Here is a 21,734-nt window from a genome sequence, read left to right as displayed (position 1 = left end):
TCAGGCGCCTTTCGCGATGCGTTCCTTGAGCAGCTGGCTCGCACGGAAGGTCATCACCCGGCGCGGGGTGATCGGGACCTCGACCCCGGTCTTGGGATTGCGGCCGATCCGCTCATTCTTGTCGCGCAGCACGAAACTGCCGAAGCCGGAAATCTTGACGTTCTCGCCATCGGCAAGCGCATCGCACATCTTTTCGAGGATGGCCTCGACGAGGTCGAGCGATTCCGCCCGGCTCAAACCCATCTTGCGATTGATCGTCTCCGCCAGATCGGCGCGGGTAAGGGTGCCAACCGAACGCATCATGCCCAAACTCCTCCGCGGCGCGACCCTTGGGGAGCCTTGTATCATAATGACTTGCGCGGTTTTGGCAATGCGCCGCAGCGCCGCCGTCACCGCCTCAGAGTCTCACCAGGCTCGCGCCCCAGGTGAAGCCGCCGCCCATCGCCTCGAACATGACGAGGTCGCCCGGCTTGATGCGCCCGTCGCGCCGCGCGGTGTCGAAGGCGAGCGGGACGGAAGCAGCCGAGGTGTTGGCGTGATCCTGCACCGTGACGATCACCTTTTCGGGCGGGATGCCGAGCTTCTTCGCGGTCGCATCGAGAATTCGGGCATTGGCCTGGTGCGGCACGACCCAGTCGATTTCCTCGGCGGAAACCTTCGCCTCTTCAAGCACTTCGTTGAGGACTTCGGAAAGGTTGACGACCGCGTGGCGGAACACCTCGCGCCCTTTCATGCGCAAGTGTCCGACCGTCTGCGTGGTCGAGGGCCCGCCATCGACATAGAGCAGGTCGTGCTGCGCGCCGTCGGCGTGGAGGCGGCTTGCGAGCACGCCGCGCCCTTCGCTGTTCTCGCCCGGCGCTTCGAGCACGACCGCCCCCGCGCCGTCCCCGAACAGCACGCAGGTCGTGCGGTCGCTCCAGTCGAGGATCCGGCTGAACGTCTCCGCCCCGATCACCAACGCGCGCCGCGCATTGCCCGCGCGCAGCATCGAATCGGCAACGGTCAGCGCGTAAAGAAAGCCCGAACACACCGCCGCCACGTCGAAGGCAATCCCGCCGTTGCAGCCCAATGCGTGCTGGACCTTGGTCGCGGTCGCGGGGAAGGTGTTGTCGGGGGTGGCTGTCGCCAGCACGATGAGGTCGATGTCGCGCGCTTCCAGCCCGGCATCGGCCAGCGCCGCGCGCGCGGCATCGGTCGCCAGGGTCGCGGTGGTCTCGCCCTCGCCCGCGATATAGCGCTGGCGAATGCCGGTGCGCTCGACGATCCATTCATCGCTGGTGTCGACCTTGGCGGCGAGCTCGTCATTGGTGACGACGCGCCGCGGCAGGGCCGAACCCGAGCCGAGCAGCCGCGAACCGCTCACGCAGCCGCCTCGCCCTGCTGGCCGTTCTCGCGCCCGTTTTCCTTGAAGGCATCCTCCCCGATCTCGGCGAGGTCGCGGGCGATGCGTTCGGTCAGCTTGTTCTCGAGCAGGCGCGCGGCGACCGCGACGGCATTGGCGACCCCGCCCGCGGTGGCGCTGCCGTGGCTTTTCACCACCACCCCGTTGAGGCCGAGGAAGACCGCACCATTGTGGTTGTTGGGGTCGAGATGATGCTTGAGCAATTCGGTCGCAGGGCGCGAGACGAGAAAGCCGATTTTGGAGCGCAGCGAGGAGGTGAATGCCTGACGCAGCAGGTCGGTGACAAAGCGGGCCGAACCCTCGATCGCCTTCAATGCGATATTGCCCGAAAAGCCGTCGGTCACGACGACATGGGTTTCACCCCGGTTGATCTTGTCCGATTCGACGAAGCCGTCGAATTCGAGCGCCAGTTCGCTGTCCTCGCGCGCGGTCGCGGCCTGCAGGCGCGCGGCCGCATCGCGCAACGGCTCGGTGCCCTTGATCTCTTCGGTGCCGATGTTGAGCAGGCGCACGCGCGGTTTCTCGAAGCCGTTGACGATGCGCGAATAGGCCGCGCCCATGACCGCGAACTGGACGAGGTTGCGCGCGTCGGCTTCGGTGTTGGCGCCGAGGTCGAGCATGACGACGTCGTGTTCCTGCAAGGTCGGGAGCAGCGCGGCCAGCGCGGGCCGATCGATCCCAGGCAGCGTCCGCAGGGCGATCTTGCTCATCGCCATCAGCGCGCCGGTGTTGCCCGCGCTGACCGCGGCCCCGGCCTCGCCCGATTTCACGGCGTTTACGGCAAGCCCCATGCTGGTGGTCTTGGCCCGGCGGATCGCGCGGCTGGGCAGTTCGTCGCCGCCGACCACGTCCTCGCAGTGGAGGATTTCGGAAGCTCCGGCCATGCCCGGGTGGTGTTCGAGCGCCTGCTTGATCCGCGCCTCGTCGCCGACCAGCAGGAACTTGAATCCCTCATGCCGGCGGCGGGCGATCGCGGCGCCCTCGACCATGACGCGCACGCCTTCGTCGCCGCCCATCGCGTCAACGGCGATACGCGGGAGGCTCATGCGCTCTTTCCTTCAGTCAAGGGTCGGGTCAGATGCCCTTGGGCACCATCACTTCGCGGCCGTTATAGAACCCGCAATGGCCGCACATATTGTGCGGACGCTTGAGCTCGCCGCAATTGGGGCATTCGTGGAACGCCTCGACCTTGAGCGAATCGTGGGCCCGGCGATTGCCGCGGCGATGGGGCGATACTTTTCTCTTGGGGACAGCCATGGCTACGCCAATTCCTCAGGTAAAATCGTGTCTTGCGCGAATTCAGCGCAGGTTTTCCGAAGCCGCCCTTACGGCAAGGGGCGCGCGCGCACAAGCATGGCGGTGCGCCGGTCCTCGCTGAAATGGCGGGAAGGCGCGCGCTATAGCGAAAATTCTTCGCGTTGCAAGCCTCGCGCCGGGGCACTAGCAGGGCCGGGAACAGGACAGGGGATGCCTCGATGACCATACTACCCGTGACGCTCGCGGCCTGCGCGGCGGCGGCCGTACTCAACATCTGGCTTTCGATCCGCATCGGGGCGATCCGGCAGGCCGCCGGGATCAGCGTCGGCGACGGAGGGAGCGAACCGCTCGAGAGGCGGATGCGCGCCCAGGCGAATTTCGTCGAGAACACGCCTTTCGTGCTGCTGCTGGTGGGCTTCATCGAGCTTGCCGGGGCGGGAGGCTGGTGGCTGCAATGGGTCGCCGGGATCTACATGATCGGCCGCATCGCGCACGGTTTCGGCATGGACGGCGGTTCGATGCAGGTCGGGCGGATGATCGGCACGCTCGTGACGATGCTCACGCTGCTGGGGCTGGCGGTCGTGGCGGCGCTGGTCGCGGCAGGCATTATTTGAAGCGACACCCAGATTCGACGGCAAAGCCGCCGCAAGGCCGGAGTCGAAGCAAAGGCGCGGACGTGCGAAGCACACCTGCAAGGCCGCCGGCAGGTGCCCGGAGCCCAGTCTTGCCCGGGCGGAGGAAAAGCACCGAGGCGTTCGCCCGGACGGGCGAACACATCAAGACAACGCGTAATCGCTGACGAAGGCGTTGGTCTTGCGCTCCATCCCGAACGTGCTGGTCGGCCCGTGGCCGGGAATGAAGGTCACGTCCTCGCCGAGCGGCCAGAGGCGCTGGGTGATCGAATCGATCAGGTCCTGGTGATTGCCCATCGGAAAGTCGGTGCGCCCGATGCTTCCCTTGAACAGCACGTCGCCGACGATGGCGAAACGGCTGGGCGCGTGGAAGAAGACGACGTGGCCGGGCGTGTGGCCGGGGCAGTGGATCACGTCGAGCGTGAGGTCGCCGACCGTGACCGTGTCGCCGTGCTTCAGCCAACGGGTCGGCTCGAAGCTCGCCGCCTCCATTCCCCAGCGCGCGCCGTCGTCGTCGAGGCGGGAAATCCAGAAACGGTCGTCCTCGTGCGGGCCTTCGATGGGCAGGCCCAGTTCCTCGGCCAGCATCCCGGCCTGCCCGCAATGGTCGAGATGGCCGTGAGTGATGAGGATCTTCTCGAGTTCCACCCCGGCCTTCGCGACCGCCGCCTTCAGCTTGTCGAGATCGCCGCCCGGATCGACCAGCGCGGCCTTGTTCGTGGCGGTGCACCAGATCAGCGAGCAGTTCTGCTGCAAAGGCGTCACGGGAAGGATCGCGGCCTTCATCGGGGGCGTTTTCGGAGCGTCGGTCATGGCAAAGGATGTGCCGCTCAGCGAGGCCGATTGCAAGTGGCGCGCGCCGCGCTATCGCTTGGGCCATGCAGGGACTCACCATCAGGGACGCACGCGCGGACGACCTGCCCTTCGTCACCGGCCTCATTGCCGATGACGCGGTCGCTGCGACGCGCGACAGGCCGACGGGCAATGAGGCCGCCTACCAGCGCGAGGCGTTCGAGGCGATTGCGGCCGATCCGAATCACCGCCTGCTGGTCGCGGAACTGGACGGCGAGCGCGTCGGCAGCTTCCAGCTCTCCTTCATCCCCGGCGTCGCGGTCGGCGGAGCATGGCGCGGACAGATCGAATTCGTCCGGGTGACAAGCGCCATGCGCGGGCGCGGCATAGGCGAGGCGATGATGCGCTGGGCACTAGAGGAATGCCGGGCGCGCGGCTGCTACCTCGTTCAGCTGACCAGCGACCACCAGCGCCCCGCCGCGCACCGATTTTACGAGAGGCTCGGCTTTGTCGCGAGCCATGCGGGGTTCAAGCTGCGGCTGTGACTTCGTGCGATTCCCCGCGCCGGAATGCCGCCGGGGAAAGTATTGCGAAAAGAGCAGCCGTAAGCGCGCCCATGGCAGTGAACATCCTTGGATCGGGCGTCCAGGCGAACATCAACCAGCCGAGAGCCGCCCCGCCGACGACGAAGGCTCCATTCGCCGCGTGGCCCTTCAGAAAGCGCGGGATCACGAAGGACATGAGCGCCCAAAGCAGGCTTAGCCCGAACGCTGTGACAAGGAAGACGTAGAACCAGACGAACAGGACCTCCCCGGGGCGCCAGTCCGGCGCCGCCATGCGCTCGCCCCATTGCCATGCCGTCAGCAGCGCCATGTTCAGCAGCGACGCCGCGAACGCGACAACAAGGATGCGGCGGGCGTCGGTCATTGCACGAGGCTATATCCGCCCCCCCTTCCACACAACCCGCCCGATGATCTCGACATCCTCCGCCGCCACACTCACCGGCGGATAGGCGAGGTTCTGCGAGAGCAGCGAGAGCCGCCCTCCCCCGGCGCTCGCGACGCGTTTCACCATCAGCGTGTCGCCCATGCGCACGACATGGATGCCGTCGCGAAAAGGGAGAGGTCGGCGGTCGACGAGGATTTCATCGCCGTCGTTGAGCAGCGGCTCCATGCTGTCGCCCTCGACCGTGATCGCGGAAAGCTGCGCGCCCTCCAATCCCTGTTCGGCGAGCCAGCGGCGCGAGAAGCGGAAAGCGTCGAAGGCGGTCTCGCCCGCCGGCAGTGCCCCCGGCCCGGCGGACGCGCCGATGTCGATGCGCGGCACCTCGACCCATGGCGACTCGCGGGAATCGGCGGACTCCGGCGATGCGTCATAGGATTTTTCCTTAGTCTCGGCGAGTTCGCCCTCCGCCACGCCGAAGAAGCGCGCGAGCGTTCGCCGGTCGTCTTCCCCGAGCTTGCGCGGCGAGCCTTTCCGTATGAATTGCTGGAGATAACTCGGGTTCCTCCCGATCAGCTCGGACAGGCCGGCAAGGCTCGCCCCGCGCTCCTGCGCGAGATCGAGCAGGCGCCTGCGCGGGCCTTCGGGGATGTCTGCATTGGGTTTCGCCATAGACATATCCTACACATAGGATTTTTCCTAGACAAGTAGGATTTTCGATGGAACGAATAGGGAACACCGGGCGATTCGCTGCCCGGTGCCGCCATCAGGACGCAGCCAGATGAGGGGAACACCATGCTGATCAGGACCATCGAAACCTTCCTTCGCCGACACGATATGCCCGCGACCAAGTTCGGCCGCCTCGCCGCCCACGACCCGCGCTTCGTGCTCGACCTGCGCATGGGCCGCCTCCCCCGCCCTGCAACAGAGGCGCGCACCCGGGCATGGATGAAGGGCTACGAGGCAAGGCAGGCGGCCTGCGCGAAGGACTGCCCCCACGCCGCGGGGGCGAGCGAGGCGAAGGAGGTGGCCCATGCTGACTGACGCGGTGATCGTGCCCGCCGATCTCGAAACCAAGTCGGACGATGCCCCGCCCCCGCAGCACCAGCGCGTGCCCTCACCCGCCCGCGTCGGAACACCGCGCCGCTACCGCCCCCGGCGCACCACCGCCGACCGGGTGCGCGAGGCGCTGCTGACGCTCGCGCAGGGCCATGCGAGCCTCCTCACCCACGAGGAAAAGGCCTGGGCCTCGATCACCTTTTCCGGCACGCGCCACGAGGTGATGCTCGATTTCGACGGGGCCGACGCGGTTCGCGCCGGCGAGGAGTTCATCGACGAACTGCCCGAACACGAATTCCGCATCCCCGGCCAGCTCGTCGCGGATGCGACCGTGCGGGCGGTCGATCACCGCTTCGGCGCAGAGGAACGGATGGTGGTGACGGCGGTGCTGCTGCTGCTCGAGGAGGGGTGATCCCCCTCCCGGGGCGGGCGGCGATCAGGTTCTCCTGACGACGAGGTTCCGGATCTCGCTCATGTCCTCCATGGCAAAGCGGATCCCTTCACGCCCCAGCCCGGAATCCTTCACCCCGCCATAGGGCATATTGTCGACCCGATAGCTCGGCACGTCGTTCACCACCACGCCGCCGACGTCGAGCCGGTCCCACGCGTCGAGCACCTGGAACAGGTCGCGGGTGAAGATGCCCGCCTGCAGGCCGAACTTCGAATCGTTCACCTGTTCCAGCGCCTCGTCGAAACTGTCGAAGGGCCGCAGGATCGCGAGCGGGCCGAAGGCTTCCTCGTTCCGCGCCGCGCAATCGTCGGGCACGTTTTCCAGCAGCGTCGCTTCGAGCATATTGCCGTTCGAGAGGCCCCCGCCCGTGAGCAGGCTCGCCCCCGCATCCACCGCCTCGTCGATCCAGCCTTTGAGGCGGCTCGCCTCCTGGTCGGAGATCATCGGGCCGATGAAGGTTTCGCGGTCCTTGGGATCGCCCGCCTTCAGCGTCTTCGTCTTCTCGACCAGCATCGCCTTGAAATCGTCATACACCTGCGAATGGATCAGGATGCGCTGGACACCGATGCAGGACTGGCCCGACTGGTAGAAGGCGCCGAAGATCACCCGGCCCAGCGCGTCCTCGAGGTCGGCGTCCTTGTCGATCACAACCGCCGCATTGCCGCCGAGTTCGAGCACGACCTTCTTCTTGCCCGCCTTGGCCTTCAGGTCCCAGCCGACGCCCGGAGAGCCGGTGAAGGAGAGAAGCTTCAGCCGCTCGTCCTCGGTGAATAGGTCCGCCCCGTCCCGGCTCGCGGGAAGGATCGAGAACGCGCCTTCGGGCAGCACGTCGCATTCGGCCAGCACCTCGCCCATGATGAGCGCGCCCAGGGGTGTCTTGGAGGCGGGCTTCATCACGAAGGGGCAGCCGATCGCGATAGCGGGTGCGATCTTGTGCGCGGCGAGATTGAGCGGGAAATTGAATGGCGAGATGAAGCTGCACGGCCCGATCGGCACGCGCTTCCACATTCCCATGTATCCCTTCGCCCGCGCGGAGATGTCGAGCGGCTGGACCTCGCCGTAATTCCTTACCGCCTCTTCGGCGGCGATGCGGAAGGTGTCGATGAGCCGCGTGACTTCGCCTTCGGCGTCATTGATCGGCTTGCCCACCTCAACACACAGGGCGTAGGCCAGCTCGTCGAAACGTTCGCGGAAACGCTGGACGCAGTGCATCAGCACGTCCTGGCGTTCGTAGCTCGCAAGCTTCGCCATCGGCTCGGTCGCGCGCACGGCCCCCGCGATGCCCTCCTCGATCACGTCGGGCGTCGCCAATGCGGTGCGGAAGGCGACTTCGCCGGTGAACTTGTCGGTAACCTCGAGGTCGGTGTTGGGCTGCGCGGCCCTGTTGTTGAGGTAGAGCGGGTAGGTGTCCTTGAGCTCGGGCATATGTCTCTCCTGTCGAGGGGGGTCTACAGCTCCGCGCTCAACCGCTTGATATCATGGTTAAGGATCTGGTCGTTCTCGCTGTAATCGACCGGGCAGTCGATCAGGTGCACGCCCGGCGTGTCGCGCGTCTCGGCGAGGACGTCGGCGAGGTGTTCGGAAGACGTCACCCGGTGGCCCTTCGCGCCGTAACTTTCGGCATAGGCGACGAAATCGGGGTTGCCATAGGTCAGGCCGAAATCCTTGAAGCCCATGTTCGCCTGCTTCCAGCGGATCATGCCGTAGGCATCGTCGCGCAGGATCAGCACGGTGAGATTGAGGCCCAACCGGACGGCAGTTTCCATCTCCTGCGAGTTCATCATAAAACCGCCGTCGCCGCAGATCGCCATGACCTTGCGTTCGGGATAGAGCATCGCGCTCATCATCGCGCTCGGAAGCCCCGCGCCCATCGTGGCGAGCGCGTTGTCGAGCAGGACCGTATTCGGCAGGTAGGCCGTATACCCGCGCGCGAACCAGATCTTGTAGACCCCGTTGTCGAGGCAGATGATCCCGTCCTCGGGCATCGCGCCGCGCACCTGCTTCACGAGATGCGGCGGGAAGATCGGGAAGCGCGCGTCGTCGGCCAGCGGCTCGGTATGGGCGAGTTCGGCCTTGCGATATTCGAGCATCCGGGCGAAGTCCCACTTGCCCTGCGGCACGATGTCTTCCTTGATCTGCCAGATCGCGTTGGCGATGTCGCCGATCACCTCGATCTGCGGGAAATAGACCGGGTCGACCTCCGCCGTGCGGTTCGAGACGTGGATGACCGTGGGCGGGCTGTCCGATCCGACCGGGCCTTCCTCGTCGTTGTGCATGAAGAAGGGCGGCTTTTCGATGACGTCGTGGCCGACATTGACGATGCAGTCGGCGTCCTCGATCGCGCGGTGGCAGAAATCGCCCGCCGAAAGCGCCGCGCAGCCGAGGAACAACGGGTGGCGCTCGTCGATCACGCCCTTGCCCATCTGGGTGGTGACGAAGGGGATGCCGGTCTTCTCGATGAATTGGTGGAGCATCCGCCCGGTCATTGTGCGGTTCGCGCCCGCGCCGATGACGAGGATGGGCGATTTCGCCTGCTCGATCGCGCTGACCGCCTGGCGCACAGCTTTGGGCTCTGCCGAAGGACGGCGCGCGAGCGAGGGCGCGATCGGGCGGCTGGTGGTCTTCTCCTCGGCGATGTCCTCGGGAAATTCGAGATGGACCGCGCCGGGCTTTTCCTCCTCGGCAAGTCGGATCGCCTCGCGCACCCGGCTCGGGATATTGTCCCCGCTGGCAAGCTGGTGGGTAAATTTCGTGATCGGCCCCATCATGTCGACCACGTCGAGGATCTGGAAACGGCCTTGTTTCGATTTCTTGATCGGCTTCTGGCCCGTAATCATCATCATCGGCATCCCGCCGAGCTGGGCATAGGCCGCCGCGGTCACGAAATTGGTCGCGCCCGGCCCGAGCGTCGCAATGCATACGCCGGTCTTGCCTGTATGCCGGCCATAGGTCGCCGCCATGAAGCCCGCGCCCTGTTCATGGCGGGTAAGGACCAGCTTGATCTGTTTCGAGTTGGACAGGCTTTCGAGGAAATCGAGATTCTCCTCGCCCGGCACGCCGAAAATGTATTCGACGCCTTCCGCTTCGAGACACTCGATGAACAGGTCCGAAGCCTTTTTGCTCTCGCTCATTGTCGCTTTCCCCCCAAATGCCGGGCGCACCGCTCCCGACGACACCCCCATTGGCGTCACCTTAACCGGGCCTAGATGCCGCGCAAGGGTGCGTTTGGATTGCAGGAAAGCGCCAAAGGCGCGCCGTCAGTAACCTCGAGCGGGGTCGAAGATCGGGGAAAGTGGCTTTCCGGCCCGATAATTCGCGAGATTTTCAAGGAACCGGTCGGCGGAGCGGATGAACATCTTGTCCTGCGCCCGGCCCGACAGGTGCATGGTGATATGCGCGTTGTCGAGCTTCCAGAGCGGGTGGTCCTCCGGCAGCGGTTCGGGACTGGTGACGTCGAGGAAGGCCGCGTGGATCGCTTTCGCTTCGAGCGCGGCGACGAGCGCCGGCTGGTCGATCACGCTGCCGCGCGCGATGTTCACGAGCACCGCTTCCTTCTTCATCGCCGCGAGCTCGTCCGCGCCGATCATGCCCTCAGTCTCGGGCGTGGCAGGCACGGCGAGGATCACCCAGTCGAATTCGCCCAGCCGCCCGCGCCATTCGTCGGGGCCGAGCACGCCCTCCCCGCCCGAACGCCGCACCACGCTCACCCCGACATCGAAGGCTTCGAGCCTCGGCTGGATCAGCTTGCCGATCGCGCCATAGCCGAGCAGCAGCGCCTTCGAGCCGGCCAGTTCGCGCTTGCCGGGGCTGTCGGTGAGCCATTCTTGCCTGTCCTGCGCGCGCACCACGTCGCGGTAGCCCTTGGCGATGTTCAGCATCCCCATGACGACATATTCGGCAATGGTGATCGCGTTGATGCCCGCGCCGTTGGTGACGGTGATCCCGCGCTCGATCAGCAGGTCCATCGGCATGAAGTCGAGCCCGGCATAGATCGAATTGAGCCACTTGAGCTCGCTCGCCGCGCGCAGGGTGGCGACCATGGCATCGGTGTCGTTCATGTCGAACCAGCCGATCTCCGCGCCTTTCACCGCTTCGAGCGCTTCCTCGTGCGTCATGAACCAGCGCACCTCCACGTCATCGGGCAGGCGCGGTTCGAGCAAGGGACGGATGAGGCCGGAGATTGCCAATGTCGTCGGGCGCGTCGTCATGCGTTGTCTCCCAGTTTCCACTCCCAGCTCAGCGGATCACCGTCCATCACCTCGACGCCCTTCGCCGCAAGATCGTCGCGGATCGCGTCGGAGCGGGCAAAGTCCTTGGCCGCGCGAGCCTGTTTGCGTTCAGCGAGCGCGGCCTCGATTTCTTCCGGGGTTATGGCTGCGTCTTTCGGGCGGAGCCGCAAGTCGGTGCGCGAAAGGTCGAACAGGCCAAGCCCGAGCACCGCATCCATGTGTTCCACGACCGCGCGCTTGATCGCGGGATCGACCTTCTTGACCGCCAGCACGTCCTCCAGCGCCGTGAGCGCGATGGGGGTATTGAGGTCATCCGAGATCGCCTCGTCGAACTTGGCGAGCACGGCTGCGAATTTCGGGTGTTCGTGCGTCCCTCCCGCAGGCGCATCGGCGAGCCGTTCCACCGCCATCACCATCCGCTTCAGCCGGGTGAGCGCCGCTTCCAGCCCCTCCCACGAAAACTCCAGCTCGCTGCGGTAATGCGCCTGCAGGCACATCATGCGGTAGGCGAGCGGGTGGAAACCCCTCTCGACCAGCAGCGGCAGCCGCAGAAATTCGCCCGAGCTTTTCGACATCTTGCCGCTTCGCTCGACCAGGAAGTTGTTGTGCATCCAGATCTTCGCACCCGAATGGGTCGCCTCGTCGAGCGAGCCGCAGCCGCAGAACGCCTGGTTCTGCGCGATCTCGTTGGGGTGGTGGATCTCGCGGTGGTCGATCCCGCCGGTGTGGATGTCGAAGGGAAAGCCCAGGAGCTTCTCGCCCATGACCGAGCATTCGAGATGCCAGCCCGGCGCGCCCCGGCCCCACGGGCTGTCCCATTCCATCTGCCGCGTCTCTCCGGGAGGCGTGGTACGCCAGATCGCGAAGTCGGCCGCGTTGCGCTTGCCCTCGACCTCGCCGATGCGGCTTTCGCCCTCTTCCTCGGTCACGGAGCGGGCGAGGCGGCCGTAATCCGCGACCGTGGAGACGTCGAAATAGAGCCCGCCGGGCAGCTGGTAGCAGTGCCTGTCCGCGATGCTCTGCGCGAACGCGATCATCTCGTCGATGTAATCGGTCGCGACCGACCAGCGCGCGGGCTCGCGGATGTTGAGCGCCTTCACATCCGCCTTGAACGCCTCGGTGTAATGCGCCGCGATGTCCCAGATCGAGCGCTGCGACTTGGCCGCCGCCTTCTCCAGCTTGTCCTCGCCGGCGTCGGCATCGTCGGTCAGGTGGCCGACATCGGTGATGTTGATGACATGGGTGAGCTTGTAGCCCTTCCACGACAGCGTGCGCCCCAGCACGTCGGCGAAGACATAGGCGCGCATATTGCCGATATGGGCGTAGTTGTAGACCGTCGGCCCGCAGGTATAGACCCGCGCTTCGCCTGCGTGGACCGGAACGAACTCCTCGAGTTTCCGGTTGAGGGAATTGAACAGCCTGAGCGGTGGAGCGGTCATGGCGCGGGCCATGCGACAATCCGCCACGGGGCGCAAGCAGCGGGAGGACGGCATCTTCGATTCCGGCGAAAGCGGCACATGGCCCAATATCCTAGGCGGGGTCGTCATCGCCGGATGCCTTGTGGCCATCGTGCTCGACCTCGTCGGGGCGGGCCTTTCGGACCGGGTCGGGCTGGTGCGCGACACGATCAGCAACCTCGCCGCCAAGGAAGGCAACGCAACGCCGGTGGACGAGCTTGCGGATACCGGGCTCTACGCCTTCGCCGCTGCGGTGCTGGCGACGCTCGCCGGGCTGCTGCGCTGGCGGATCGAGCGGCTCGACTGGAAAATCGGTGCCGGATCGCTCGCCGTGGTCGCGGCCTGCGTCACGCTAATCGCGGGCTACGAAGCCTATTCGGGCGGCGATGGCCCGGTGATCCACTACCGGCTGGTCTATGCGCTGGGCGCGGCTTTTCCGGTCGCCGTGCTGATGACGGCGGGCCAGTTCTATCGGATCAACAACGCGCTTGGGATCGCGCTTTATGCGCTCGGCGCGATCTGGGTGGTGGCCGCGCCCTTCCTGTTCGTCGTGCCGACCGCGTGGGACGGAGCCTATGAACGCCTGCTCGCCGCGCTGATGCTCGGCTGGTTCGCCACGATGGGCCTGATGATCTGGCGCGATCCCGACACCCGCCGCCACGTGCCGGCGGACGAGCGCAGCTAGGCGGTTGCTTTCGCCTCTTCCCAGCCCATGAAGCGCACGTGTTCTTCCAGCGGCACACGCTCGCGCTCGAAATTGTTCACCGGGGCTTCGGGATCGCGATATCCGATCGCCATGCCGCAGAAGAACATCGTCTTCTCGTGGTCGAGCCCGAGGAAGTCGCGGATCACGTTGGCGTAGAGCGCCATGAATTCCTGGTAACAGGAATCAAGCCCCTCCTCGCGCAGCAGCAGGGCTACGGTCTGGAGCCACATCCCCGTGTCCGACCACTGCGCCTCCTTCATGAAGCGCGGGAAGTAGCACAGGAGCAGCGCGGGCGCGCCGAAGCTGGTGGCGTTGCGCGCCATCGCCTTCATGCGCCCTTCCTTGTCCTCGCGCGCAATGCCCATCGCCCCGAACATTCCGCGCGACACACCGTTAAGGCGCTCCTTGTAGCAATCGACATTGCCGGGCGCGGTCCAGTCGTATTCGGCTTCCTGCGGAGGGGTGGTGGTGATCTTGGCCTGCAAATCCTTGAGCGGCTGCCCGGTCAGGATCGTCGCTTCCCACGGCTGGTAATTGCACCCCGAAGCGGCCCAGCGCGCGGTGTCCATGACGCGGCGGATTTTCTCGAACTCCACCGGCTTGTCGAGGAAGGCGCGGATCGAGCGGCGGGTGGTGACGGCTTCGGTTACGTTCATGTGGGGGTCCCCGTTTTCCTGTGGGCGAGCGCGAAAGCGACCTGCGCGGTCGCCATCGCCGGAAGCGCCATGATGGCGAGCAAAATGACGCCGAGCACGATCAGCGAGCCGACGCCGGTGGCGACGAGCATGACCGGCAGCATGGCGAAGATGACCGCGGCGCCCGCGAGCCAAGCGAGCCGCTCCGCAAAGGCACCAAGCATCGCGGCAAGCGCGAGCGCGGTCACGTAGAAGATCCAGAAGCTCCGCCCGTCCCACGGCTCGCGCACGCCATCGATGAACCGGGCGAGGGTCCACAGCGCCACGCCGAGCGCGAAGGCGATGATGACGAGAAGGCCGGGTTTCACAGTGAAGCGCCGGTATTGGCGGTCTCGACTGGGTTCATGCCTTGCCCTCTGGATCTTTTTCCTCGTTGCCCCAGATCAGCGCCTTGCCGCGGTTGATGGTGGCGCTGGCGGCGCTGCCGACGCTGCTGCCGGCGCCCGAAACGGCCTCACCTGCCGAATTCGCGATTTCGGTGACGCGATCGTAAATGCGGCCCGTCACATCATAGAGGCTGGACCCCACCGCCTCGGCGAATTCTGCGACATATTTCCGCAACTGGGCAAACTCCTCGGAATCGAGCAGGTCCCTCATCGTCCGGATACAGAACTCCGCTATGGTCTTCACAAGTTCGACCCCGAACTCGAAAGCCTGCCCGATAAGCCGGTGCAAGTGCTCGCGTTCTTCCGGCTCGAGAGCCTGATAACCCCAGTAGACTGCACCCATCGCGGCGGCGGTGAAGGCAGCCGGATTCGAGGCGATAAACGGGGTCGCAACTGCGAGATCGATCCCTAGCATCTGCTGCCCCATCGCCATGACGGCGAGCGGAACCTTGTGGCCTATCCCGAAGCCCTCGCTCGCCCGCTTGAGCACGAAACCGCTGCGGGCGATGGTTTCGTTGTCCGAAGCTTCGAGCTGAGCGATGTGCTCGTCGATGAAACGCTGCTGTTCGCTCACGCTCGAGGCGTCGACCCCATAAGGCTCGAGCACCTTCACGACGAGATTTTCTGCAGGCTGCGGCGCTGCTGTCGTCATCCTACCCTCCCCAATAGAGCTCCCTGTCGCCCGCTTTTAGCGCCGCCTCGGCCCCTTTTCGTCCTCGAACAGTTCGGCGAGCTGTTCCATGATCGTGCCGCCCAGTTGTTCCACGTCCATGATCGTCACCGCGCGGCGGTAGTAGCGCGTGACATCATGCCCAATGCCGATCGCCACGAGTTGCACCGGCGAGACCTTCTCGATCCAGTCGATCACGCCGCGCAGGTGCGCTTCGAGATAGCCTGCCGAATTCACCGACAGGGTCGAATCGTCCACCGGCGCGCCGTCCGAAATCACCATCAGGATGCGCCGTTCCTCGGGCCGGCCCATCAGGCGGCTATGCGCCCACAGCAGCGCCTCGCCGTCGATGTTCTCCTTCAGCAGCCCCTCGCGCATCATCAGGCCGAGATTGCGCCGCGCGCGCCGCCAGGGCTCGTCGGCCTGCTTGTAGATGATGTGGCGAAGATCGTTGAGGCGGCCCGGATTGGCGGGCTTGCCGTCGGCGAGCCATGCCTCGCGGCTCTGCCCGCCCTTCCACGCACGGGTGGTGAAGCCGAGGATCTCGGTCTTGACCCCGCAGCGCTCCAGCGTGCGGGCAAGGATGTCGGCGCTGATCGCGGCGATGCTGATCGGCCGCCCGCGCATCGAGCCCGAATTGTCGATCAGCAGCGTCACCACCGTGTCCTTGAACTCGATGTCGCGCTCGACCTTGTAGGAGAGCGCCGTGCCGGGCGAGACGATCACGCGCGAAAGGCGGGCCGCGTCCAGCACGCCTTCCTCCTGGTCGAAATCCCAGCTGCGGTTCTGCTGCGCCATGAGCCGCCGCTGGAGCCGGTTGGCGAGCCGCGTGACCACGCCCTGAAGCCCGGTGAGCTGACTGTCGAGATAGGCGCGCAACCGGTCGAGTTCCTCCGAATCGCAGAGCTCCGGCGCATCGACGATCTCGTCGAATTTCTCGGTATAGGCTTTGTAATCCAGCCCCTCGGGAATGTCGGCCTGCGGACGGTTGGGCTTTACCGGCGCGTTGGAGGCATCGCCCTCCTCGCCCGGTTCGCCGTCCTGCATCTCGTCCTCGGCGGAAAGCTCGCTGTCGGCCTCGCCCTCGCCTTCACCCTCGGCCATGTCGCCGGCCATTTCGGCGCTTTGCGGTTCGTTCGAGCCGTCCTGTTGCTCGTCCTCGCCTTCCTGGTCCTGCTCCTCGCCCTCGTCGTCCTCGCCGTCCTCGTTCTCGTTGTCCTCGGGCTGGTCGGTCGGGCGGGTGAGGTCGAGGTCGCGCAGCATATCGAGCGCGAGCTTCTGGAAAGCTTCCTGGTCGGCGAGGCTTTCGGACAAGGCGGCGAAATCCTTGCCGACCTTCTCCTCGACGAAATCGCGCACGAGATCGACGCCGGAGCGTGCCTTTTCGGGGATCGCCTCACCGGTCAGCTGTTCGCGCAGCATGAGCGAGAGCGCGGTCTGGATCGGCACTTCGGAGGAGTTCTGCGCCCGCACGATCTGGTCGGACGCGGTGCGAAGCTCGGTCGCGGCGTCGAGATTGGCCTTGATGCCTTCGAAGCGGTTCGCGCCCAGCGCTTCCCAGCGGACCTGCTCGATCGCGTCGTAGCAGGCGCGCGCGACCGGCTCGGGCGGCGCGCCGGTCGCGTGGAGCCCGGCGTCGTGGTGGCGCAGTTTCAGCGCGAAGCTATCGGCGAAGCCGCGCGCCTCGGTCACCTGGTCGGGCGGCAGGTCGCGGCCCGGCAGGGGCACGCGGAAGCGGTTGCCGCTCTGGCCAGGCACGTCGGCGGACCACGCGACTTCGACTTCGGGGTCGCGGGCAATCGCGCGCGAAGCGCCGGTCAGCGCGTGCTTGAAACGATCGAGGGGGGATTCTTCAGCCATTCAGTCCGCAAAGATGGGGGTCACAGGATCGATTGCCCGGTCTTTTCCCAATCCTTGAGGAAACCCTCAATCCCCTTTTGCGTCAGGACATGGTCGAACAGCGCGAAGATCACCTTGGGCGGCGCGGTCATCACGTCGGCGCCGATGCGCGCCGATTCGAGGACGTGGGTGACGTGGCGCACGCTGGCGACGAGGATTTCGGTCGAGAACGCGTAATTGTCGTAAATCAGGCGGATGTCGCGGATGAGGTCCATCCCGTCCGTCCCGTTGTCGTCGTGCCGACCGACGAAGGGCGAAATGAAGGTCGCCCCCGCCTTCGCCGCGAGCAACGCCTGGTTGGCGGAAAAGCACAGCGTTACGTTCACCATCGTCCCGTCGCCGGTCAGCGCCTTGCAGGTCTTGAGCCCGTCGACCGTCAGCGGCACCTTGATGCAGACATTGTCGGCGATCTTGCGGAGCTTTTCGGCCTCCTTCATCATCGTCTCGTGGTCGAGCGCGACGACCTCGGCGCTGACCGGCCCGTCGACGATTTCGCAGATCTCCTTCGTCACCTCCATGAAGTCGCGGCCCGACTTGGCGATGAGTGAGGGATTGGTCGTCACCCCGTCGAGCAGGCCCGTCGCGGCGAGTTCGCGGATGGCATCGATCTCGGCGGTATCGACGAAGAATTTCATGGACTTGTCCCTTTCGATCTTTCGCCCGCAACAAACAAATGATGGTGGCCTTGTGACACTGCGGGGCCTAAGCGCCTCGCCCATGACACGCCCCATTGCCCGGACCCGGATACGTCTCGCCGCGCTGATTGCCTGCCTCGGCCTTGCTTGGCAACCGTCGATCGCCACTGCGGCGGACGAGGACACCCAGTTCTGGCTCAATGGCATCGTCACCGGCGAAATCGCCGAGGATACCGCGATCACCATCGATGCGACCCAGCGTTTCCGCGAGGAGCGCGACGGCGACCAGCACACCCTGCGCGTGATGATCGACCGCGAGGTGGCCGACGAGCTCGACCTGGGCGGCGGGATCGGGGTGTTTGAGACGCAGGGCGGGCTCACCGAAATCCGCGTGACCCAGCAGGCGACCTACACCCCCGGCCGCTTCGCACTGCGCACCCGGCTCGAGGAGCGATTCTTCGACGGCGCGGACCGGGTCGAACTGCGCTTTCGCCAGCGGGTCCACTACAACCACCCCATCGCTGAGAAATGGCGCGGGACGGTGGGCGTCGAATGGCTCGCGCTGGTGCAGCCGCGCGATGCCGACCGGGGCCCGCAGACCGACCAATGGCGCTTCCAGGCGATTCTCTCGCACAAGCTCGCCGACAACCTGGATGTGGGAGCGATCTACTGGCTGGTCGTATCGCCGCGAGGGCCGCGCGAGGACCGGATCAACCACATCCCGCAAGCCGCCCTTACCTGGCGCTTCTGAGGCGTTAACCGCGGTGCCGCGGCTCCCCCGGCATCCTCCCTAGCCGTGCGCTGACCGCCCGTTTGCCCGCCTGCGGCAGAACGGGACGTGCCGGGCCGCCGTTCCGCCCGGTCGCCACCGGAAGCCCGATCCGCGCCATGCTCCGCCCGTTCAGCCCCCTCCTCCCGCTTCTTGCCGCCCTCCTGTTCCTCGCGCCGAGCGCCGCCCACGCAGCCGACGAGGATTTCGAGGCGTGGTTCAACCCTGTTTTCGTCGTCGATCTCGACGAGGACACCTATGTGAAACTGGAGACCGCACAGCGCCTGAGAAGCGCCGGGCGGGGCCGCGAGGACACCTATTTCTTCCGCCTCTGGGCGTGGCGCAAGCTCGGTGACGGGATGCGCGTCGGCGGCGCGATCGAGAGGCGCATCAACGACGGCAAGCGCGACGAGATCCGCGCCATGCAGCAGGTCCAGAGCGCGCTCGGCATCCTCAGGGTGCGGATGCGGCTGGAGGAACGCTTCGCGCAAGGGGCGGGCGCGCGCATGGGGCTGCGCCTGCGTTCGCGCGCGGGGCTGGCGATCCCGCTCGACCGGGCGGAGAACTGGCATTTGATGGCGGACGCGGAGAGCTTCATCACCTTGCGCAACAGCTTTCCGCCCGGCGACATCGGCAAGACCGCGCTGCGCACGCAGGTCTACCTCGCCCACCGCGTGAACGAGCGGCTGTCGGTCCGGCTGGGCTACCTGCGCCACCAGGAGATCGAGCCGGCCGAACCCGACGAGGTCGGCCACGCACCGATCCTCGGGTTCTACCTGACGCTTTGAAGGCAACCGGGGGCGCTTGGAAGCGCCTGTCAGGACAGCGCTTCCGGCCCGAACACCTCGATCAGGACGGGATCGTTTGTCGAGCGCGGGTCGGCGCGGATCGCGGCTTCCTCGTTGCCGATCTCGTCCCAGATCGCCGCATCCACCTCGCCCGCCAGCCGCCGGGCGACACCGCCCACATCGGTCCCGGTCGCGGCGTTCAGCAATTCGGCCACCAGCGGGTCGGAGGCGAGGCGGATCGCCTCGCCCACTTCGGGAACCATTTCCTCGATCAATCGCCCGCCGAGCTCGCCGCGCAGCGCGCTCGTCGCCGCCCGCGGCCCGCCGCGCACGAGGTCGACCGCATTCTCGAGCCCGATCACCCGCACCGCATCGGTCACGATCGGCGCGGCGCGGAACGAGGCTTCGATCGCGAGGTCGGCGAAGGCATCCTCGACCCGCCGCTTGAACAGGGTCGAGGTGAGGATACGGGTCAACACGTCGCCGCGCACGCCGAGCGCATCGCCCAGCCCGATCCCGGCGATCCGCTGGTCCCAATAGCCGCCCGGCTCGGTCAGGCGCGCGAAGGCGTTCTCGCTCGCCCGCAACAGCAGGCGGCGCACTGCCTCGGTCAGGCTGAAGGGGGGATAGGTCGCGCAGGCCGGAAGCGCGAGGGCGAGCGCGGCGATGCCGCCGGTGCGAAGGGCGCGGCGGCGGGAGATCGGGGCGGCGGGCATCGGGTCCATGGACAAGTTCCTCTCGCATTGTTTCCGAATGACAACGAGCCCGGCTATGCTTGGCTCCAGATGAACCGCGTCCGACTCCTTGTCCTCAACGCCGCATTGGGCCCGCTCGACTATTCCGTGCCCGAGGGAATCGAGGCCGTGCCGGGCAGCGTCGTGATCGCCCCGCTCGGGCCGCGACGGGTGACGGGGATCGTATGGGACGAAGGGCGGCTTCCCGGCGGCGAGGTTCCCGCCGAGAAGCTGCGACCCATCATCGGCCTTGTCCCGGTCCCGCCGCTCTCGGAGCCGCTTCGCCGCCTTATCGAATGGACCGCCGATTATTACTGCGCCGCCCTCGCCAGCGTGGCGCGGATGGTGCTGTCCAGCGGCGGGGCGCTTGGTGGGCCAACGACGACGACCGAATACCGGCTGGTCAGGGGTGAGCCCGCCGGCAGGCTCACCGCGCAGCGCAAGCAGGCGCTTGAGCGGCTGGCGGGCGAACAGGGAACGATCCGCGAACTCGCCGCCGCCGCTGACGTTTCGGAGGGCGTCCTTCGCGGCATGGTCGGCGCAGGGTTGATCGAGCCGGTCGAGGTCGCGATCGACCGCCCCTACCCGCCCGCCGACCCGGACCACGACACGCCCGACCTCTCGCCCGACCAGAGCGCGGTGGCCGAGCGGCTGGTCGAGGCGGTCCGCGCACGCGCCTTCGCCCCCTTCCTGCTTGACGGGGTGACGGGTTCGGGCAAGACCGAGACCTATTTCGAACCCGTCGCCGAGGCGATCCGCATGGGCCGGCAGGTGCTCGTCCTGCTCCCCGAAATCGCGCTCACCGAAAACTTCCTCGCCCGCTTCGAGCAGCGCTTCGGCGCGGCCCCTGTGCTGTGGCATTCCTCCTTGAAATCGACCGAGCGCCGCCGGGCGTGGCGCGCGATAGCCGAAGGAACCGCGCAGGTCGTCGTCGGTGCGCGCTCGGCGCTGTTCCTGCCCTATGCCGACCTCGGCCTGATCGTCGTCGACGAGGCGCACGAGGTGAGCTTCAAGCAGGACGACGGCGTGCGTTACAACGCGCGAGACGTGTCGGTGATGCGCGCCCGCTTCGAGGGGCTCCCGGTGGTCCTCGCCAGCGCCACGCCTGCGCTCGAAAGCCTGCACATGGCCGAGATCGGCGTCTACGAGCGGCTGGAATTGCCCAGCCGCTTCGGCGGGGCGCAATTGCCCGACATTCACATCCTCGACCTCACCCGCGAGAAGCCGCCGCGCGGGCGCTGGCTCGCGCAGCCGCTGGTGGACGGCCTCGCGGCGCGGCTGGAACGCGGCGAGCAGTCGCTCCTCTTCCTCAACCGCCGCGGCTATGCCCCGCTCACCTTGTGCCGCAATTGCGGCCACCGCTTCAAATGCCCCAACTGCAGCGCATGGCTGGTCGAACATCGCCTGTCCGCCCGCCTCGCCTGCCACCATTGCGGGCTGGAAACGCACGTCCCCGAAAGCTGCCCCGAATGCGGCGAAGGCGACTGCCTCGTCGCCTGCGGGCCGGGCGTGGAGCGGATCGCGGACGAAGTCGCCGAACTCTTCCCAGAAGCGCGCGTCGCGGTCGCGACCTCCGACACGCTCGGCAATCCCGAACGCGCGGCGCAATTCATCGCCGAGGCCGAGGCCAAGGCGATCGACGTGATTGTCGGCACGCAGCTCGTCACCAAGGGGTTCCATTTTCCCGAACTGACGCTGGTGGGCGTGGTCGATGCCGACCTCGGATTGGAAGGCGGCGACCTGCGCGCGGCCGAACGCACCTACCAGCAGGTCGCGCAGGTCGCGGGGCGCGCGGGGCGCGGGGCGAAGCCGGGCGAAGTGCTGATCCAGACGCGGCACCGCGAAGCGCCCGTCATCGCCGCGCTCGCGGACGGCGACCGCGACGCCTTCTACGCCGCCGAGACCGAGGCGCGGCGCGATGCGGGCGCCCCGCCCTTCGGCCGCTGGGCGGCGATCATCCTGTCAAGCGAGGACGAGCGCGAGGCGCGCGAGGCGGCGATCCGGCTGGGCGATGCGCGCCCGCACATGGACGATTTGATGATCCTTGGCCCCGCCCCCGCCCCGCTCGCGCTATTGAGGGGCCGCTACCGCTACCGCTTCCTCGTCAATGCGAAGCGCAGCGCGGGGCTGCAGGCGGCGCTGCGCGAGTGGATCGGCCGGGTCGATTTCGCCCCCGGCGTGCGCGTCGGCATCGACATCGACCCCTATTCCTTCGTCTGACGGCACCAATC

At 66.6% G+C, this 21,734-nt stretch carries 25 protein-coding genes; 8 read left to right on the top strand and 17 right to left on the bottom strand.

Features of this window, described 5'->3' with window-relative positions:
- From G9473_RS02335 to rpmF, 4 genes are all read right to left on the bottom strand, one after another.
- On the bottom strand, positions 1–303 hold the full coding sequence (locus tag G9473_RS02335) for an integration host factor subunit alpha (protein ID WP_172800992.1): 303 nt from the start codon (positions 301–303) through the stop codon (positions 1–3).
- A gap of 94 nt (positions 304–397) precedes the next feature.
- Positions 398–1,363, bottom strand: a complete 966-nt coding sequence (locus G9473_RS02330; RefSeq protein ID WP_291135603.1) for a beta-ketoacyl-ACP synthase III — start codon at positions 1,361–1,363, stop codon at positions 398–400.
- A complete protein-coding gene (gene plsX / locus G9473_RS02325; RefSeq protein ID WP_291135602.1) occupies positions 1,360–2,448 on the bottom strand; it encodes a phosphate acyltransferase PlsX in 1,089 nt (362 codons plus the stop codon). The genes G9473_RS02330 and plsX overlap by 4 nt, the downstream gene beginning before the upstream one ends.
- Before the next feature lie 28 nt (positions 2,449–2,476).
- Positions 2,477–2,659 (bottom strand): 50S ribosomal protein L32, encoded by a 183-nt coding sequence (gene rpmF, locus G9473_RS02320; protein WP_090196596.1) that lies wholly within the window; start codon positions 2,657–2,659, stop codon positions 2,477–2,479.
- A 218-nt stretch (positions 2,660–2,877) separates the two neighbouring features.
- On the opposite strand from rpmF, the gene G9473_RS02315 reads away from it, so the two are divergent.
- Positions 2,878–3,273: an MAPEG family protein gene (locus tag G9473_RS02315; protein WP_291135598.1), complete on the top strand. Its 396-nt coding sequence runs from the start codon at positions 2,878–2,880 to the stop codon at positions 3,271–3,273.
- Positions 3,274–3,435: 162 nt separating this feature from the next.
- On the opposite strand, the gene G9473_RS02310 is transcribed toward G9473_RS02315, so the two are convergent.
- Positions 3,436–4,104 carry an MBL fold metallo-hydrolase gene (locus G9473_RS02310; RefSeq protein ID WP_291135596.1) on the bottom strand — a complete coding sequence of 223 codons (669 nt, stop codon included), beginning with the start codon at positions 4,102–4,104 and terminating at the stop codon, positions 3,436–3,438.
- Between the two features lie 65 nt (positions 4,105–4,169).
- Here G9473_RS02310 and G9473_RS02305 point away from each other — a divergent pair, with 65 nt between their 5' ends.
- Positions 4,170–4,628 (top strand): GNAT family N-acetyltransferase, encoded by a 459-nt coding sequence (locus G9473_RS02305; protein WP_291135594.1) that lies wholly within the window; start codon positions 4,170–4,172, stop codon positions 4,626–4,628.
- On the opposite strand, the gene G9473_RS02300 is transcribed toward G9473_RS02305, so the two are convergent.
- Positions 4,612–5,010, bottom strand: coding sequence for a hypothetical protein (locus G9473_RS02300; protein WP_291135592.1), 399 nt, complete (start codon positions 5,008–5,010; stop codon positions 4,612–4,614). The genes G9473_RS02305 and G9473_RS02300 overlap by 17 nt on opposite strands.
- A gap of 9 nt (positions 5,011–5,019) precedes the next feature.
- Positions 5,020–5,703 carry a S24 family peptidase gene (locus G9473_RS02295; RefSeq protein WP_291135590.1) on the bottom strand — a complete coding sequence of 228 codons (684 nt, stop codon included), beginning with the start codon at positions 5,701–5,703 and terminating at the stop codon, positions 5,020–5,022.
- Between the two features lie 117 nt (positions 5,704–5,820).
- Between G9473_RS02295 and G9473_RS02290 the strand changes: the two genes are divergently transcribed.
- Together G9473_RS02290 and G9473_RS02285 are read left to right on the top strand one after the other, a co-directional pair.
- A complete protein-coding gene (locus G9473_RS02290) occupies positions 5,821–6,069 on the top strand; it encodes a hypothetical protein (protein ID WP_291135588.1) in 249 nt (82 codons plus the stop codon).
- Positions 6,059–6,496 (top strand): hypothetical protein, encoded by a 438-nt coding sequence (locus G9473_RS02285; RefSeq protein WP_291135587.1) that lies wholly within the window; start codon positions 6,059–6,061, stop codon positions 6,494–6,496. Before G9473_RS02290 ends, G9473_RS02285 begins: the two co-directional genes overlap by 11 nt.
- A 24-nt stretch (positions 6,497–6,520) precedes the next feature.
- On the opposite strand, the gene G9473_RS02280 is transcribed toward G9473_RS02285, so the two are convergent.
- The 4 genes from G9473_RS02280 to cysS all read right to left on the bottom strand — a co-directional run bounded on the left by G9473_RS02280 (position 6,521) and on the right by cysS (position 12,203).
- On the bottom strand, positions 6,521–7,960 hold the full coding sequence (locus tag G9473_RS02280; RefSeq protein ID WP_291135585.1) for an aldehyde dehydrogenase family protein: 1,440 nt from the start codon (positions 7,958–7,960) through the stop codon (positions 6,521–6,523).
- A gap of 23 nt (positions 7,961–7,983) precedes the next feature.
- Positions 7,984–9,666: an acetolactate synthase large subunit gene (locus tag G9473_RS02275; RefSeq protein WP_291135583.1), complete on the bottom strand. Its 1,683-nt coding sequence runs from the start codon at positions 9,664–9,666 to the stop codon at positions 7,984–7,986.
- Between the two features lie 126 nt (positions 9,667–9,792).
- Positions 9,793–10,743 carry a D-2-hydroxyacid dehydrogenase gene (locus G9473_RS02270; protein ID WP_291135581.1) on the bottom strand — a complete coding sequence of 317 codons (951 nt, stop codon included), beginning with the start codon at positions 10,741–10,743 and terminating at the stop codon, positions 9,793–9,795.
- Positions 10,740–12,203 carry a cysteine--tRNA ligase gene (gene cysS, locus G9473_RS02265; protein ID WP_291135579.1) on the bottom strand — a complete coding sequence of 488 codons (1,464 nt, stop codon included), beginning with the start codon at positions 12,201–12,203 and terminating at the stop codon, positions 10,740–10,742. Before cysS ends, G9473_RS02270 begins: the two co-directional genes overlap by 4 nt.
- 10 nt (positions 12,204–12,213) lie before the next feature.
- Here cysS and G9473_RS02260 point away from each other — a divergent pair, with 10 nt between their 5' ends.
- On the top strand, positions 12,214–12,906 hold the full coding sequence (locus G9473_RS02260; protein ID WP_291135577.1) for a DUF998 domain-containing protein: 693 nt from the start codon (positions 12,214–12,216) through the stop codon (positions 12,904–12,906).
- Here G9473_RS02260 and G9473_RS02255 read toward each other — a convergent pair.
- The 5 genes from G9473_RS02255 to fsa are packed head-to-tail and all read right to left on the bottom strand — an operon-like array spanning position 12,903 to position 17,212.
- Positions 12,903–13,583, bottom strand: coding sequence for a nitroreductase (locus G9473_RS02255; RefSeq protein ID WP_291135575.1), 681 nt, complete (start codon positions 13,581–13,583; stop codon positions 12,903–12,905). The two genes, G9473_RS02260 and G9473_RS02255, sit on opposite strands and share 4 nt — an antisense overlap.
- A complete protein-coding gene (locus tag G9473_RS02250) occupies positions 13,580–13,930 on the bottom strand; it encodes a hypothetical protein (RefSeq protein WP_291135573.1) in 351 nt (116 codons plus the stop codon). The genes G9473_RS02255 and G9473_RS02250 overlap by 4 nt, the downstream gene beginning before the upstream one ends.
- A gap of 34 nt (positions 13,931–13,964) precedes the next feature.
- Positions 13,965–14,660, bottom strand: coding sequence for a hypothetical protein (locus tag G9473_RS02245; protein ID WP_291135572.1), 696 nt, complete (start codon positions 14,658–14,660; stop codon positions 13,965–13,967).
- A 36-nt stretch (positions 14,661–14,696) separates the two neighbouring features.
- Positions 14,697–16,538, bottom strand: a complete 1,842-nt coding sequence (cobT, locus tag G9473_RS02240) for a cobaltochelatase subunit CobT (RefSeq protein ID WP_291135571.1) — start codon at positions 16,536–16,538, stop codon at positions 14,697–14,699.
- A gap of 20 nt (positions 16,539–16,558) precedes the next feature.
- Positions 16,559–17,212, bottom strand: a complete 654-nt coding sequence (fsa, locus tag G9473_RS02235; RefSeq protein ID WP_291135570.1) for a fructose-6-phosphate aldolase — start codon at positions 17,210–17,212, stop codon at positions 16,559–16,561.
- 82 nt (positions 17,213–17,294) lie between these two features.
- On the opposite strand from fsa, the gene G9473_RS02230 reads away from it, so the two are divergent.
- Both G9473_RS02230 and G9473_RS02225 read left to right on the top strand, forming a co-directional pair.
- Positions 17,295–17,963 (top strand): DUF2490 domain-containing protein, encoded by a 669-nt coding sequence (locus G9473_RS02230; RefSeq protein WP_291135568.1) that lies wholly within the window; start codon positions 17,295–17,297, stop codon positions 17,961–17,963.
- A 137-nt stretch (positions 17,964–18,100) separates the two neighbouring features.
- A complete protein-coding gene (locus tag G9473_RS02225; RefSeq protein WP_291135566.1) occupies positions 18,101–18,769 on the top strand; it encodes a DUF2490 domain-containing protein in 669 nt (222 codons plus the stop codon).
- A gap of 29 nt (positions 18,770–18,798) precedes the next feature.
- On the opposite strand, the gene G9473_RS02220 is transcribed toward G9473_RS02225, so the two are convergent.
- Positions 18,799–19,494: a DUF4197 domain-containing protein gene (locus G9473_RS02220; RefSeq protein ID WP_291135565.1), complete on the bottom strand. Its 696-nt coding sequence runs from the start codon at positions 19,492–19,494 to the stop codon at positions 18,799–18,801.
- Positions 19,495–19,554: 60 nt separating this feature from the next.
- Between G9473_RS02220 and G9473_RS02215 the strand changes: the two genes are divergently transcribed.
- Complete coding sequence (locus G9473_RS02215; protein ID WP_291135564.1) at positions 19,555–21,723, top strand: primosomal protein N'; 2,169 nt, start codon at positions 19,555–19,557, stop codon at positions 21,721–21,723.
- The last annotated feature ends 11 nt before the right edge of the window (positions 21,724–21,734 follow it).

Source organism: Erythrobacter sp., from assembly GCF_011765465.1.
GTDB lineage: Bacteria > Pseudomonadota > Alphaproteobacteria > Sphingomonadales > Sphingomonadaceae > Erythrobacter.
Note: the sequence above shows the minus strand (reverse complement) of the source record. Positions and strands in the feature narration are given on the sequence as shown.